Here is a 15,039-nt window from a genome sequence, read left to right on the forward strand (position 1 = left end):
CATCATGCCACTACGATGAACCGTATGGAAATTCTTCGCGAGATTCTAGTGGCCCTGCATCTGATCGGAATGGCGATCATCGTGGGCGGATATTTCACCCTCATCCGCTCTCCCAAAGTTGCTCCCGGCATGCTGCACGGCGCCTATCTTCAGCTGATCACCGGGCTTCTGCTGATGGGTCTGGCAGAGATGGGCGATGGCGAAGTCAACCACATGAAGCTCGGCATCAAGCTCCTCATTGCGATTCTCGTCACCGTCTTCGCATTCATCGGCAATAAGAAGCAGAAGGCCTTCGCCTCCGCACCGGCTGCGGGTGCTGCCCCGGCCGGAGGCGACGCCGACACAGCCGTGGCGAGCGCGGTGAAGAATCCCTCGGCGACGATGGCTCACCTGGTCTTCGCCGGAGCGATCATCAACGTGCTGGTGGCCGTCTTCGTCCACTGAGGTTCTCGTCCCAGACGATTCCGGCTCCGCCGGCGACCCGTGCATTTGGTCCGGGCCGCTGGCGGAGCTTTTTCTCTGCCTATCTGACTGCCCTTTTCTCTGCGTCAGTCGCTGACGGTATCGTTGATCCGGACATGACTGCTGCAGCTGAAAACATCGAAGAAGCCACTCCGGGAGCCGACTCACGTGCGGCCGAACTCCTCACCGGACTCAACCCGCGACAGCGCGAGGCCGTTGCCCATACGGGTTCACCGCTCCTCATCGTGGCGGGTGCCGGTTCGGGTAAGACGACCGTGCTGACCAGGCGCATCGCCTATGCCCTGGCCACCGGTCGGGCACACCCCGGCGAGGTCCTGGCGATCACGTTCACCAACAAGGCGGCCAAGGAGATGGCTGAGCGCGTGCGCTCCATCGTCGGACCGGCTTCGCGAGCGATGTGGGTCTCGACCTTCCACTCCTCATGTGTGCGCATCCTCCGCCGTGAGGCCAAAGTGCTGGGCATGAAGACCAACTTCACGATCTACGATGCCCAGGATGCTCAGCGGCTCGTGTCCCAGATCCTCAAGGAACTCGGCATCGACACGAAGAAGTACACGCCTCGGTCGATGCTGCACCGGATCTCCAATCTCAAGAACGACCTGCAGACGCCGGATGACTTCACTCCCCGGCCGAATAACCCCGCCGATGAGGTCCTCGCCGATGTGTTCAGGCGCTACACCTCTCGTCTGCGTCTGGCCAATGCCTTCGACTTCGATGACCTCATTGCCGAGACCGTTCATCTCTTCGGCGCCTTCCCCGAAGTGGCCGATTTCTACCGCAGACGGTTCCGGCACATCCTCGTCGACGAGTACCAGGACACGAACCCGGCTCAATACGCTCTCATCAAGTCCCTGGCCGGCGACGGCGCCGGTGGCGCCACCGGCGCCGAGCTGACCGTCGTCGGTGACGCAGACCAGTCGATCTACGCCTTCCGTGGGGCGACCGTGCGCAACATCGTGGAGTTCGAGAAGGACTTCCCCGATGCGGAGACGATTCTGCTGGAGCAGAACTATCGCTCCACGCAGAACATCCTCGATGCTGCGAACGCTGTGATTTCGAATAATCAGGACCGCAAGGACAAGAAGCTGTGGACCTCGGAAGGCACGGGCGAATCCATCGTCGGCTGGGTAGCGGAGAACGAACAGTCGGAGGCCCGTTTCATCGTCGACCGGGTCGATGAGCTCATCGACGACGAGAAGTACACCTATGGTGACCTCGCCGTCTTCTACCGCACCAATGCTCAGTCCCGCGCCATTGAGGATGCTCTGGTGCGCTCGGGCATCCCGTACAAGGTCGTCGGCGGCACACGATTCTACGAGCGCAAGGAGATCAAGGATGCCCTCGCGTATCTGCGCGTGGTCGCCAATCCAGATGACGATGTGAACCTGCGCCGCATCCTCAACGTCCCCAAACGCTCCATCGGTGACCGTACCGAGGGCATCGTCGCGGACTTCGCCGATCGTGAGGGCATCAGCTTCTACACGGCGCTGGGGCGTCTTGATGAGATCGTCCATCTGTCTGCCCGGGCGAAGACCTCCGTGTCGAAGTTCTACGACCTCATGCGAGATCTGGCAGCCACCGCCGAGGCTGCCCCGCTGTCGCGCGTCATCGAGGCGATTCTCGAGCAGAGCGGTTACCTCGAGTCACTGCAGAAGAGCACGGACCCACAGGACGAGTCGCGTGTCGACAACCTCGCTGAGCTCGTGGCCGTGGCCGAAGACTTCGTCGCCACGCAGGCCCTCGCTGCAACGGGTGATGACGCTGATGAAGCCGACACTGAGGGCGAAGCCCAAGCTGACGGTGGGAGCACCGAGGACGATGCGGATGTGCAGAGTCCAGCGAGTGCTGCGGCCGGCAATTCGTCGATCGAGGCTTTCCTCGAGCAAGTAGCACTGGCCTCCGACACGGATCAGATCCCCGATGCCGAACTGGGACAGGTCACGCTCATGACCCTGCACACAGCGAAGGGTCTGGAGTTCCCGGTCGTCTTCCTCACCGGCCTCGAGGACGGAGGCTTCCCGCATGCTCGTTCCTTCGAGAATCCCAATGAGCTCTCAGAAGAACGTCGTCTTGCCTATGTGGGTCTGACCCGAGCCCGGCAGCGTCTGATCGTCACTCGCGCGGAGACGCGCAGCATGTGGGGTCAGCCGCAGTACAACCCGCCGAGCCGGTTCCTCGCCGAGATTCCCGAGAACCTCATCGAATGGGAGAACACCGGCAGCTTCTCATCCAGCCTCGGCGGCGGCTTCTCGTCCGGCGGCTACGGCGGTGGCGGCCATGGCTACAGCGGCTCGAGCGGCGGCGGATTCGGTTCCTCACGGGCAACGGGCGGTTCGTCTCGCTCACGCTCAGGGTCCGCGAACTCCTCGTCTCCTGTGGCTGGTTTCCCGAATCGGATCCGACCCAACCGAGAGGTCATCACCGTGTCGGTGGGCGAGAAGGTCTCACACGAGTCCTTCGGCCTCGGCACCGTGACAGAGGTCAACGGCGTCGGAGACAAGACAGTAGCGGTCGTCGACTTCGGCTCCCTGGGAACGAAGCGCCTCCTGCTGCGCTATGCCCCCATCGAAAAGCTCGGCTGAGACTGCCACGACGCGGAGAGACCCACTCGCGCACTTTCGTCCGACTGTCGGGCTGCCGGACTTCCGGGCTGCCGGGCTGCCAACCATCCGGTTCGCCGGCCCGCAGACATAGATGAAGCGCCGAGGTGAAAATACATTCACCTCGGCGCTTCTCCATGCCAGACGCGGCGATGGATTTAAAAGTCAGTCGTTGCCAAGTTTTCCGTCGACTCCGTCGCGACCCTGGTTGATCTGGTCTTCGAACTTGCCGCCGGTCTTGTCATTGGCGAAGTCAGTAGCCTTATCAAGACCCTGATCGCTGAACTCTTCACCCTTGTCGCTATTCACGGCGTCCTTGGCTTTGTTTGTAAGATCGTCGAGTCCCATACTGTCTCCCTTCAATGGAAAAGGTCCTTTCGAACCTTCTTACACCACTCACCCTGCCACTTATTCTGCTTTGGTGTAACCGAACCTTCGGGTTTCTCAGGGAATGCACAAAGTAACCGTATTTCGACTGCCAGCAGCTTCAGCGTGACTCCGGAACAACGAACGCCAACGCCACGAGAACCAGGGCGAAGAACAAGCCCGTTCCGATGTCAACGCTCTTCGATCGGTTGGTCCAGACCTCGTCCCAGGGCGGGGGCATCGCACGCATCGTCGCCAGCCCCGCCGGCACGACGGCCATGACGATCGCGCCGAGACGGAAGTCGATGATGGTGCATGCGGCCGCAATCAAGATGCCCAGCAGACAGCCCAGGAGAGCCCAATCGCGAAGTACGGGGTTCGAGTAGCGCCGCTTCCAATAGATCCAGCGCTTGGCGATCGGGCCTCGCCCACGCCTGGCATGGCGTGGTGGGTGGGCCCTCGTCTTCTCAGTGGAAGAAATGGCGACTCCCGGTCAGGTACATGGTGATCCCCGCCTTGTCAGCCGCTTCGACGACCTCATCATCGCGGATCGAGCCACCCGGCTGCACAATCGCGCCGATACCGGCATCGATGAGGATCTGCAGTCCGTCGGCGAAGGGGAAGAAGGCATCAGAGGCTGCCACTGCACCGGTGGCCCTCTCCTCCCCTGCACGTTCGACGGCCAGCTTCGCCGAGTCGACTCGATTGACCTGGCCCATGCCTACGCCCACGGACGCGCCGTCCTTGGCCACGAGAATGGCGTTGGACTTCACTGCACGGCAGGCCTTCCACGCGAATTCCAGATCGGCCAGAACCTCGGGCGTCGCGGCTGCGCCTGCGGCCAGGGTCCAGTTCTCCGGGGCATCACCGTCGGCCTGGAACGCATCCCGGTCCTGGACGAGGAATCCGCCGGTGATCGGTTTGATCTCCGCGGGTGCGAAGTCGATGTCGCCGAGTTCGAGCAGGCGCAGGTTCTTCTTGCTCGACAGCAGCTCCAGTGCTTCGGCAGAGAACGAGGGTGCGGCAAGGCACTCGGTGAAGATCGGCTTGATCGAGGCAGCCAGCTCGGCGTCGACCTCGCGGTTGGTCGCGATGACTCCGCCATAGGCGGACAGGGAGTCGCATTCGTGGGCTGCCTTGTGTGCGGCTGCCGCAGTATCAGCCACGGCGATCCCGCAGGGGTTGGCGTGCTTGATGATCGCCACTGCCGGACGGTCGAAGTCGAAGGCCGCGCGGATCGCAGCATCTGTGTCCGTGTAGTTGTTGTAGGACATCGCCTTGCCGCCCAACAGCTTCGCACCGGCGATTCCACGGGTGCCATCGGAATACACTGCCGCTGCCTGATGAGGGTTCTCGCCGTAGCGCAGGTCCCTCAGCTTCTCCCCAGTCACACCGGCGAAAGCGGACTTGCCCGCGGTCGAGGCTGCATCCTCGGCCTCTGCCTCCTGTACACCGGAAGTGAGTTCGGAGGCGAACCAGGAAGCAACGGCCGTGTCATAGGCAGCGGTGTGGGCGAATGCGCGGGCGGCGAAGCCTCGCCTGGCGTCGAGATCGAAGCCCTGTCCCTGTGCCGCTTCGATGACAGCGGGGTAATCGCTGGGATCAGTGATGACGGAGACGCTCGGGTGATTCTTCGCCGCCGCCCGCACCATGGAGGGTCCACCGATGTCGATCTGCTCGACACAGTCGTCGAATCCGGCTCCGCTGGCCACGGTTTCGGCGAAGGGGTAGAGGTTGACGATGACGAGGTCGAAGGGCTCGATCTCGAGCTCGTCGAGCTGGCTCATGTGATCCGGCTTGCGCGAATCTGCGAGGATGCCGGCGTGGACTCGCGGGTGCAGTGTCTTCACACGGCCTTCCAGGCATTCGGGGAATCCTGTCAGCTCTTCGACCTTCGTGACCGCAGCGCCCGCCTCGGCGATCTTCGCTGCTGTCGAACCGGTGGACACGATCTGCACACCGGCGGCTTGCAGTCCGCGGGCCAGGTCCTCCAATCCCGATTTGTCATAGACGCTGACGAGCGCTCTCTTGATCGCGCGGGTTCCTGTCACAAGTCCTCCTTGAAGGCTCGATTGCCGTTTCGTGCGGTTGGTAAGTGGGTCAGGCTGGGGACGCCGAGGTGGCATATCCGCTGACATGCCGTCCATCGATGATGAGGTCGTTATGGGCGAGGTGGGTCAGGAGGCGGACGAGCTCGGCTCTTTCCTGGGTTTTGATGCGTTCGTGCACCGTGTCTTCCGTGTCCGCGTCGCTGACGGGAACCGCGAACTGGGTGATGATCGGGCCCGTATCGACCCCGGAGTCGACGAGGTGGATGGTGCCTCCGGTGATACGCACACCGTGGGCCAGCGCATCACGGACTCCGTGGGCACCGGGGAACGCCGGCAGCAGAGCCGGGTGTGTGTTGATGATCCGGTTGTGAAAGGCGGCGATGAAATCCGGGCCGAGGATCCGCATGAATCCTGCAGAGATCACCCAATCCGGCGATAGGTCTGCGACGGCATCGCGCAGGTGGAGGTTCCAGTCCTCGCGACTCGCGCAGTCCTTGGGTCGCACGACGAAAGTGGGGATCGAGTGGGCTTTCGCCCGGTCGAGTACACCCGCCGTCTGCGAGTCAGAACCGACCCCGACGATCTCGACTCCACGCTCCGATTCGGCGAATGCGTCGATGACTGCCTGCGTGAGGGTACCCGAGCCGGATGCCAGAAGAACGATGCGCACGGTCCCATTCTAACGTTTGAATCATCTGCTGTCGGTCGCGGGCCGAAACAACGCGGACGCTGACCTCCGTCAAGGCTTTTGTCAGTGGACTGTGACAAACTATTGCTGTGACGTCACCAAACAATACTGAAGAGAAAAGCGCGCCCACTCCCGAAGAGGAGAAGCAGGCCGCGCCCGCTCGACACGGCTTAGTCCTGATCCTGCTGATCCTCGCCTCGGTCCTGACGTTCACGTATCCGCTTCCGTTCAAAGTCGCGGCGATCGCATTCGCCATTGCCGCCATCGTGTGGTCGATTCGCTACATCATCGCCGTGGTCAGGACGAAGCAGAAGCGCAACATGTCCCTGGGCATTCTGGGCGGCCTGCTCAGCCTCTACCTCATCTTCTCGACGCTGTCGTCCGTTGTCCTCTGGCCGGTCCAGTCGAAGTATGAGGAGTGCGTGCGCGATGCCATCACGCAGCAGGCCCAGCTCTCCTGCACCACGGAATATCAGACCGGCCTCGGTGATTGGTTCAAGCAGCTGACCGGCCAGGAACTGCCAGGAACGAACTGAGGCCTCCGCTGACCGAATCCTCTGTCAGCCTGCTCAGTCTTCGTCTGAATAGTCGGCGCTTCGTTCATCGGCGATGTGGCCGAAGGGCTCGTCGGCGAAACCGTCTTCCTCATCGGCGGCCCTGGTTCCGGCCTGCATATCCGAGAGCCTGGTCAGGAGCAGCCCTCCGGCCATCCCCAGCGCCACCCATGCGGTGATGACGAGCGCAGAGGTCAGTGGCGAGGGTCCGAACGTCGCAAGGCCCACGGGGCCCATGGCGCCTTGAGCGAAGATCGCAAGGACCTGGAGCACGACGAAGAGCTTGACTGCTGCAGTGGCCAGCCCGGGCCATGAAGCCAGCATCACCAGACGGGCATGATCTCGCCCGAGGATGACGCTGAGGATTCCGAGCAATACAAGCAGCACCGGCGCTGCGTTCGTCCACTCTGGGTAGTTGCCGACGAGCAGCTGGAGCACCGGAACGTGCGGGACTGGTCCTGGCGCAGCATGGAACACCGAGCTCAGGGCCCCGTCTCCCACGCTCACGCCTGTGCCTGCGATCCAGGACAATGAGGCGAAGAGGATTCCCGGGGCGAAGAGAATCTGAATGACCAGCAGACCCACACCGGCAGACAGCGGGGAGCTGTAACCCTGCAGCGATTGGGCCAATTCGTCCCACCTCAGCACGATGCCGACGGCGATGACGAGGACCGAGAGGAACGCGGCTCCCCAGAGCAGTCTCTTGACCAGATGGGCCCCGGCGTCCCACACCTCGCTGTCGAGATCCTGCAATCGTGGAATGTCGTCGACGCCGCGGACCCACAGGAAGCCGGCAGCCGAGGCGGACAGCAGCATGAGGGCAAGTCGGAGAAAGCCCCATGGTGCCAGCGTCCCCTCCCCCACCACAAGGGCCAATACGCTCAGCGGCACGGCATAGGCGAGGATGTAGGTCGCCAACGCGACGAGGATCTGCTTCCACCAGGATGTGTCCAGGCCATCGGCGTCATCGGGATCTGCTTCTGTGAAGCGCACGACCAACCGTTTGGCACCGGCGGCGAAGAAGAACCACACGCCCAACGTGACCAGGCTCGGTGCCAGAGAGAAGTCGAAGCCCATCGTCGACACGCTCAGTCCGTGGACGACGCCCCACAGGGCGAACGCCCACTCCGGGATGATCGAGTACGGCAGCTGTGAGCCGAGTCCGATGATCCAGAAGACGGTGGCGATGACGAAGGCCGCGGGAACGGCGATGAGGTCGATTCGCAGTGCCTCCAGCAGTCCCAGCAGAACTGGGTGGCGATGGGTCCGAGGGTGAGGAGAAGTGTGCATCCCTACCATTTTCGCTGACTCGGCGCCCTCTTCCTGGTATTGACCGCGCGATTCTCTGCAGTGGGAAGTACAATTGCGCCAGGACACGCTTGTAGACAAGAAGGATGCATCCAACGATGAGCAACGGGAACGACGAACCGAATTTCCCGCCACCTCCCAAGAACCCACCCGAGAACAATAGAACGGGATCGGGTTCGGAGACGTCGGCGGACAACAGCACTGGTGATTCGGTGGACACAGGCAGCTCCGGCTCGCAGGCGCCTGCCCGCGGTCCCGAACAGGCTCCATCCTACCGGGATGATCAGGCTCCTCCATTCGCTGCAAACGATCAGCCCAACAGCAAACAGCCCTCCCCGCCCGAGCAGTCACAGCCGCCGCGTCCAGAAGTGCAGCAGGCCAGCTCGAATCAGGCTCCGAACTACAACGGCGGCCAGCAGCAGCCCGGTGGTCAGCAGCAGCCCGGCCAGTACCAGGGCGGCGCACCCTACCCAGGCGGACCGTACCAGTCGGGCTCGGCACAGAATTCGCCCTATCAGTCCGGTCAGCCAGGTCAGCCAGGCCAGCCAAGTCCATCCGGCCAGTACCAGACCGGCTCGGGTCCCAACGGACAACGGACGGGATCGGGCCCCGGCCAGTCCCAGGCGATCCCACAGCCGGCGCCGGCTCCTGGATTCGCCGGCTCCGCAGCCACCGCTACGCGTGCCGACGCCAACCCTGAGAAGAAGAAGAGCAGGATGCCTCTCTTCATCGCTCTGGGTGCGGTGGCTCTCGTCATCATTCTCGTCCTCGTCGGGTTCCTCGTCGTCAACACGGTGAATAAGAACAACTATGGCCCCGACAAGGTTGCCGAGGACTACGTATCGGCTCTGAGCAAGGGCGACTTCGCTGCGGCTGAGAAGATCGCGCCCTCTCCTCGTCCGGAGGGAACGAATCTGGACCTCCTGTCCAAGGATTTCACCGACGCGTCCTCGGCGAAGGTCGAGAATGCAAAGGTCGAGTCCTCGAAGGTCGATGGTGACAAGGGCACAGTCGTCGTCTCCTACGATCTCGACGGCACCAAATACAACGTCGAGCTGAAGGCGAAGAAGGATGGCAAACAGGATCTCTTCTTCGACAAGTGGTCGCTGACCGGGCCTGCGCTCAACGTCATCGCACTCGACATCCCTGCGTCCGATGGCCTCAGCGTCAATGGTAACGACTACAAGGCAAAGGCGGGCACCACCTCATTCGCGGTTTATCCGGGCAACTACGAATTCTCGATCCCCAAAAGCAAATGGGTCAGTGAAGCCAAAGACACTGCAGCGGTGAATTTCCCGCAGGCCTTCGCCCCGGGTGATAAGCCGAACAACGAAGAGGCCGCTCCGACGACGCTCAATCTTGATCTCGCACCGACTGGTGCCTTCCAGAAGGAAGTTCAGAAGCAGGTCGAGAAGGAGCTCAAGAAGTGCTTCGACAATAAGGACATCAAGCCCAAGTGCAAGTTCATCAAGTTCGATCCGACTGAGATCCCTGTCGGCGGCTCCGATAAGAAGCTGGCTGATCTGGCGAAGAAGAACACCGCGAAGTGGGACATGAAGGACATGCCGGAGGTTGAGGCGAGCTTCGGTTCAGGTGACACGAACACCGGTTCGTTCTTCACCAAGAAGCCGGGCAAGTTCGACTTCACTGTGCAGGGCCAGAAGGCCGGTTCCTCGTACTTCTCCAACGGCAACACGCTGTCGGTCTCCGGCAGCGTCAAGATCGACGGGGACAAGCTCTCGGTTGAGTTCTTCGACTTCTGATTCGATTCGTCGATGACGTTCGTCGACGCTCTCGCCGAGGTGGTCCCACCACAGTGAGTACGCGCAGCAAGGAGGGCCTGAGTTCTGCAGAACTCAGGCCCTCCTTTGTGTCGTCGTCAGCTCATCGAAGCCCGGCCAGGCGCCGGCACTCCTGCCGTCTGTTCGAACCAGGAGCCGGCCGCCATCACGAGCTCATCGGCGAAGCGACGTCCCGAGATCTGGGCGCCGATGGTGCGCCCGTCCTTCGTGTAACCGGCCAGGACGGTGCCTGCTGGCTGTTCCGACATGTTGTAGGGCATGGTGAAGCCGATGTGTCCCATCGGTTCGTGAACCTTCGGGTAGGGCATGGGCTGTTCTGCTGGAAATGCTGCGTCGGGTGAGACGGGCGAGATGACCAGGTCGTAGGCTGCTGTGGCTGCCACGCTGCGACGTCTGATCTCCTGCACGCTGTGGTAGCACTCCATGAGGCGCAGTCCCGTGACGTCGGCCCCTCCCTGGGCCCATTGCTGGATGTAGGGCAGGATGAGAGCCTGTTCCTCCACCGGCAGGGCATGGAGGTCACTCCATGAGCGCACACGCCAGAACAGGTCCATGTCTCTGAGCAGCTCATCATCGATGAACGGGGTGACGGTGTCGACGACGGCTCCGGCTTGTGCGAAGCGGTCAGCAGCCTCGGCGATGGTGGACGCGATCTCCGGGTTGACGGGTTCTCCGCATCCCGCATCGAGCTGGAGTCCGATCTTCAGCCCCTTCGGGTCGAAGTCGGGACGGTCGGAAGCCTCGTCGGCGGAGACCGGCAGGCTGGAGTAGTCACGGTCGTCGGGGGCGGAGATGATATCCATCGCGGCCTTGACGTCGGCCATCGTCCTGGCCAGCGGCCCGGCGCACCTGCCCATATACGGGGCATCGAGCGGAACCCGCCCGAAGCTGGGTTTGAGGCCAGCCAGTCCCAACCAGGTGCAGGGCAGGCGGATCGATCCTCCGATGTCGGAGCCGATGTGGATGGGACCGTAGCCGGCAGCGGCAGCGGCGCCTGCCCCTGCGCTGGATCCTCCGGTGGTCAGGCTCGGGTCAAGGGGTGATCGGGTGATGCCGTGCAGCGAGGAGACGCCGGAGGAGAGCATGCCCCAGTCGGGCATCGTCGTCGATCCGACGATGACCGCGCCGGCCTCTTCGAGGCGCTGCGTGATCGGGGCGTCGTGCGTCGACACCGGCACTTCGACCCAAGCATGCCCGCTGGGCATCGGCACTCCCCTGCGTGCGACGTTCTCCTTGATCGTGACCGGGACCCCATCGAGGGGGCCCAGAGATCGGCCCTCGCGCCAACGGGTGGCACTGGCTTCTGCCGCAGCTTGTGAGCGCTCATCGTCGCGGTGGTGGAGGGCGTTGATGACGGGTTCGCATTCGTCCATCCGGTCCACGACTGCGGAGAGGACCTCGAGTGGATCGAAGTCTCCCGAGGTGTAGCCTCTGGTCATGGCTTCTGCTGTGTGGTCGGCAAGCGTGGTGTGGCTCATCTGCCGTCCTTTCTTCTGTGGCATCGTGAGGTCAGTGGCGCAGGGGGCGGGCTCAGGTGGTTGAGGCGAGCGCTCCGGCCAGGCTGGGGGTGGCCGCGATGAGGCTGCGTGTGTATTCCTCACGCGGGTGGGCGTAGATGTCCTCGGTCGACCCTGATTCGACGATGTGCCCGTCCTTCATGACGATGACGTCGGAGCACAGGTGTCTGACGACGCCGAGGTCGTGGGAGACGAAGAGCAGGGTCAGCGCGTAGTCATCGACGAGGTCGGTGAGCAGGTTGAGGACCTGGGAGCGCACGGAGACGTCGAGGGCGGAGACGGGTTCATCGGCGACCAGGATCTGCGGCCGGGTCACCAGCGCCCGGGCGATCGAGATCCTCTGTCGCTGTCCGCCGGAGAATTGGTGCGGATAGCGGCGCATCGCCTTCGTGTCCAGATCCACGGCCAGCAGCATCTCCTCGACCCTGGCGAGTCGCTCCTCTCGTGCGATACCGCGGGCGATGAGGGGTTCGGAGACGATGTCTTCGACCCGCATGCGGGGGTCGAGGGAGGCGAAGGGGTCTTGGAAGACGATCTGCAGATCCTCGCGCAGCGACCTCAGCGCCGATGAGCTCGCCGATTCCACACGGATGTCGCCGACCCGAACATGCCCTGAGGTCGGACGATCCAATCCGGAGAGGAGGTTGAGCAAGGTCGATTTGCCCGACCCCGATTCCCCCACGATTCCCAGGCGCTGCCCGGAAGCGACGCTGAAGCTGATGTCATCGAGTGCGCGAACCGGGGAGCGTCGCCGCAGCAGCAGGCCTCGCGAGCGGAAGTGCTTCGAGACTCCGCTGACGTCGATGAGCGGTGCGGATCCCTCGCCTGTGGATGCTTCCCCCGCCGAGGCGGGTGCCGGCTCTCGCACATCGGCCGGCCGATCAGCCGCGGAGGACTGCTCGTCCTCGTCGTCCGCCGCAACCTCCTCACCCGCCCCTGTTTCGTCGATCGGTCTGGCCCCATCGATCTGTCTCGCCTCGTCATTCGGTCCCGCGTATGACAGTGCAGTCTTGAGAGTGAAGAGCTTACCGTGCGCGTCGGTGGCCTCAAGGTCAGAGGAGGCCAGCAGTCCGCGCGTGTATTCGTGCGCTGGGTTGGTGAAGATCTGGGCCACGCTGCCAGTCTCGACGATGCGACCGGCGTACATGACGATGACTCTGTCACAGACTCCGGCGACGACGGCCAGGTCGTGGGTGATGAAGAGCAGTCCTGCCTGCACGGCGGCGACGCGTTCGGAGATGAGATCGAGCATGTGCTTCTGCACCGTGACGTCGAGTGCGGTGGTCGGCTCATCGCAGATGAGCAGCCGCGGCGAGTTCGCCAGGGCGATCGCCAACATCACACGCTGTCGCTGACCGCCCGACATCTGGTGCGGGTAGGCGTAGCGGGCACTGTTCGGATCGGGCATGTGCACGCTTGTCAGCAGGTCGAGGACTCGACCGAGAATGTCACCGCGGGCCACTTCACCATGGATGCGAAGCACCTCGGCGATCTGGTCGCCGATGCGCATCAGCGGGTTGAGTGCGCTCATCGGCTCCTGGAACACCATGGACACGAGGTCCGAACGCATCGTGGCGAGGGTCCTCTCCTTCGCATCGAGGATGTTTCCGGCAAAGCCCTGGAGCGACACGGTGCCCTGGGCCCGCAGCTCTTCGGGCAGCAGTCCCATCACGGACTGTGCCGTCAGTGACTTCCCCGACCCCGATTCGCCGATGAGTCCGACCCTCTCACCGGGGGCCAGGCTCAGAGACACGTCGTGGAGAACAGAGGCCTCGGCGCCTGCTGGGGTGATGGTGAGGTTACGGACCTCGAGCAGGTTCTCAGCCATTGCCGCGGGCCTCCATCTTCGGGTCGAATCGGTCGCGGAGTCCGTCGCCGAGGAGGTTGAACCCGAGCACGGCGAGGGCGATGAACAGTCCGGGCCACAGCGCCAACAGCGGCTGGGTGGACAGGAACTGCTGGGACTCCTGCAGCATCCGTCCCCAGGACGGCACGGGAGCCTGCGTGCCCAGTCCCAGGAAGGACAGGCCCGCCTCGGCGAGGACGGAGATCGCGAATGCCACAGAGGCCTGCACGATGACCATGCCGGCGATATTGGGCAGGACGTGGACGACGGCGATCGCTGGGGCGCTCCGGTTCGAGGCCTTGGCCGCTCGCACATATTCGGAGGCGAGCACCTGCATCGTGCCGGAGCGGGCGACGCGGGCGAACCCGGGGATCGCAGCGATTCCCACGGCCACCATGGCCGGCCCCGTGCCCGGCTGGTAGACGGCGGCGAAGACGATCGCCAGCAGCAGTGCAGGGAAGGCGAGCAGGATATCGTTGGCGCGCATGATCACGGCGCTCAGCCACGCACCCCACGGGTACTGTGCGAAGACCGCGGCGATGATGCCGATGGGTGTGCCGATGAGTACGGCGATGCCGACGGCCACGATTCCGACCATGAGGGTGATTCGGGCACCGTACATGATCCACGTCAGGGTGTCGCGACCGAATTTGTCGGTGCCGAAGGGGTGCTCGGGGCTCGATGACTGCAACCGTGCGGCCGGATCGACTGCGCTGGGATCGTAGGGGGTCCACACGAAGGACAGGAATGCGAGCGCGACGATGAGAAGGATGAGGACGGCACCGATGATCATCGAGGCGTTGAGCCGAAGCTTCGCGCGTCTGCCCCGATCCACAGAGGCATCCCCCGCCGAGGTGGTGCTCGGGTTCCCGCTCATGACGCGTTCCTGATCCGAGGGTCGACGACGGGCACGAGCACGTCGACGATGAGGTTGATGATGAGCACGAGGAAGACGAGGACCATGACGATTCCCTGGACTGTGACGAGGTCGCGGTTGGCCACGGCTCGGACGAGTTCGGAGCCGATGCCGGGGATGACGAAGATCTGTTCGATGATGACGGCACCGACGAGGAGCGTCGCGAGCTGAACTCCGGCCACGGTGATGACGGGGATGGCGGCGTTGCGCAGTCCGTGGACGAACAGGGCCTTGGTTCGGGTCAGGCCCTTGGCCCGGGCGGTGCGGATGTAGTCCTCACGCATGACGTCGAGGACCGCCGATCTCACGTACCGGGTGAGGATCGCGGCCTGGACGAGTGCCAGAGATACGACGGGCAGCACCAGACGGATGAGGAACCCGCCGAATCCTTCGACCGGGGCCATCCATCCCTGGGAAGGGAACCAGCCGAGCGTCAGTGAGAAGATGATGACGAGGATGATGGCGGCCAGGAAGTTCGGCACGGCGATGCCGATCTGGCTCAGCGCGGAGATCGTGACTCCGATCCAGTTGCGCTGTTCAAGAGCGGCGAAGGTGCCCAAGGGAACGGCGATGACGATCGCGAGAATGATCGCAGCGATCACGAGGATCGCGGTGACCTGGACGCTGCCGACGATGACCGGGGTGATCGCGGCCCCAGTCACATATGAGGTTCCGAAGTCGCCGCTGAGCATGCCCACGACCCAATTGAAGTAGCGGATGAGCGGCGGCTGATCGAGACCGTACTGAGCTTCGAGAGCCGCCACCGCATCAGGTGTGGCGTTCGTTCCCAGGGCGACCTGCGCGGCGTTGCCGGGCAGGATGCTCATGAGTGCGAACACCACCACCGAGGCGACGATCAGCGCCAGAACGAACTGGATCGCACGGTTGGCCACATAGGTGATCATGGG

13 protein-coding genes are annotated in these 15,039 nt (G+C 63.3%); 4 read left to right on the forward strand and 9 right to left on the reverse strand.

Annotation, left to right across the window (positions count from 1 at the left end; all coding sequences use genetic code 11):
* Window positions 1-24 precede the first annotated feature (24 nt).
* Together HU144_RS16130 and HU144_RS16135 are read left to right on the forward strand one after the other, a co-directional pair.
* The gene (locus HU144_RS16130) at window positions 25-444 is read left to right on the forward strand and encodes a hypothetical protein (RefSeq protein WP_235352197.1); all 420 of its coding nucleotides are present in this window, start codon (window positions 25-27) and stop codon (window positions 442-444) included.
* A 134-nt stretch (window positions 445-578) separates the two neighbouring features.
* Window positions 579-3,065 (forward strand): UvrD-helicase domain-containing protein, encoded by a 2,487-nt coding sequence (locus HU144_RS16135; protein WP_235352198.1) that lies wholly within the window; start codon window positions 579-581, stop codon window positions 3,063-3,065.
* Between the two features lie 183 nt (window positions 3,066-3,248).
* On the opposite strand, the gene HU144_RS16140 is transcribed toward HU144_RS16135, so the two are convergent.
* From HU144_RS16140 to purN, 4 genes are all read right to left on the reverse strand, one after another.
* Window positions 3,249-3,431: an antitoxin gene (locus HU144_RS16140; protein WP_198395104.1), complete on the reverse strand. Its 183-nt coding sequence runs from the start codon at window positions 3,429-3,431 to the stop codon at window positions 3,249-3,251.
* A 139-nt stretch (window positions 3,432-3,570) separates the two neighbouring features.
* Window positions 3,571-3,780, reverse strand: coding sequence for a hypothetical protein (locus HU144_RS16145; RefSeq protein WP_235344224.1), 210 nt, complete (start codon window positions 3,778-3,780; stop codon window positions 3,571-3,573).
* 136 nt (window positions 3,781-3,916) lie between these two features.
* A complete protein-coding gene (purH, locus tag HU144_RS16150; protein ID WP_235352199.1) occupies window positions 3,917-5,500 on the reverse strand; it encodes a bifunctional phosphoribosylaminoimidazolecarboxamide formyltransferase/IMP cyclohydrolase in 1,584 nt (527 codons plus the stop codon).
* 49 nt (window positions 5,501-5,549) lie between these two features.
* Window positions 5,550-6,170 (reverse strand): phosphoribosylglycinamide formyltransferase, encoded by a 621-nt coding sequence (gene purN, locus HU144_RS16155; protein ID WP_235352200.1) that lies wholly within the window; start codon window positions 6,168-6,170, stop codon window positions 5,550-5,552.
* A 107-nt stretch (window positions 6,171-6,277) separates the two neighbouring features.
* On the opposite strand from purN, the gene HU144_RS16160 reads away from it, so the two are divergent.
* A complete protein-coding gene (locus HU144_RS16160) occupies window positions 6,278-6,724 on the forward strand; it encodes a hypothetical protein (RefSeq protein WP_143921029.1) in 447 nt (148 codons plus the stop codon).
* A gap of 33 nt (window positions 6,725-6,757) precedes the next feature.
* On the opposite strand, the gene HU144_RS16165 is transcribed toward HU144_RS16160, so the two are convergent.
* Window positions 6,758-8,032, reverse strand: coding sequence for a cell division protein PerM (locus HU144_RS16165; protein ID WP_235352201.1), 1,275 nt, complete (start codon window positions 8,030-8,032; stop codon window positions 6,758-6,760).
* A 116-nt stretch (window positions 8,033-8,148) separates the two neighbouring features.
* On the opposite strand from HU144_RS16165, the gene HU144_RS16170 reads away from it, so the two are divergent.
* Window positions 8,149-9,813 (forward strand): hypothetical protein, encoded by a 1,665-nt coding sequence (locus tag HU144_RS16170; protein WP_235352202.1) that lies wholly within the window; start codon window positions 8,149-8,151, stop codon window positions 9,811-9,813.
* A gap of 116 nt (window positions 9,814-9,929) precedes the next feature.
* Here the strand turns inward: HU144_RS16170 and HU144_RS16175 are convergent, their stop codons facing one another.
* From HU144_RS16175 to HU144_RS16190, 4 genes are read right to left on the reverse strand one after another with little or no spacing between them, the layout of a single operon-like run.
* Window positions 9,930-11,330: an amidase gene (locus HU144_RS16175; RefSeq protein WP_235352203.1), complete on the reverse strand. Its 1,401-nt coding sequence runs from the start codon at window positions 11,328-11,330 to the stop codon at window positions 9,930-9,932.
* A gap of 52 nt (window positions 11,331-11,382) precedes the next feature.
* The gene (locus HU144_RS16180; RefSeq protein WP_235352204.1) at window positions 11,383-13,197 is read right to left on the reverse strand and encodes a dipeptide ABC transporter ATP-binding protein; all 1,815 of its coding nucleotides are present in this window, start codon (window positions 13,195-13,197) and stop codon (window positions 11,383-11,385) included.
* Window positions 13,190-14,092, reverse strand: coding sequence for an ABC transporter permease (locus HU144_RS16185; protein ID WP_235352205.1), 903 nt, complete (start codon window positions 14,090-14,092; stop codon window positions 13,190-13,192). The genes HU144_RS16180 and HU144_RS16185 overlap by 8 nt, the downstream gene beginning before the upstream one ends.
* A complete protein-coding gene (locus tag HU144_RS16190; RefSeq protein ID WP_235352206.1) occupies window positions 14,089-15,036 on the reverse strand; it encodes an ABC transporter permease in 948 nt (315 codons plus the stop codon). The genes HU144_RS16185 and HU144_RS16190 overlap by 4 nt, the downstream gene beginning before the upstream one ends.
* Window positions 15,037-15,039: the final 3 nt, after the last annotated feature.

The sequence above is a fragment of the Brevibacterium sp. UCMA 11752 genome (genome assembly GCF_021532235.1).
Classification (GTDB): Bacteria; Actinomycetota; Actinomycetes; order Actinomycetales; family Brevibacteriaceae; genus Brevibacterium; species Brevibacterium antiquum.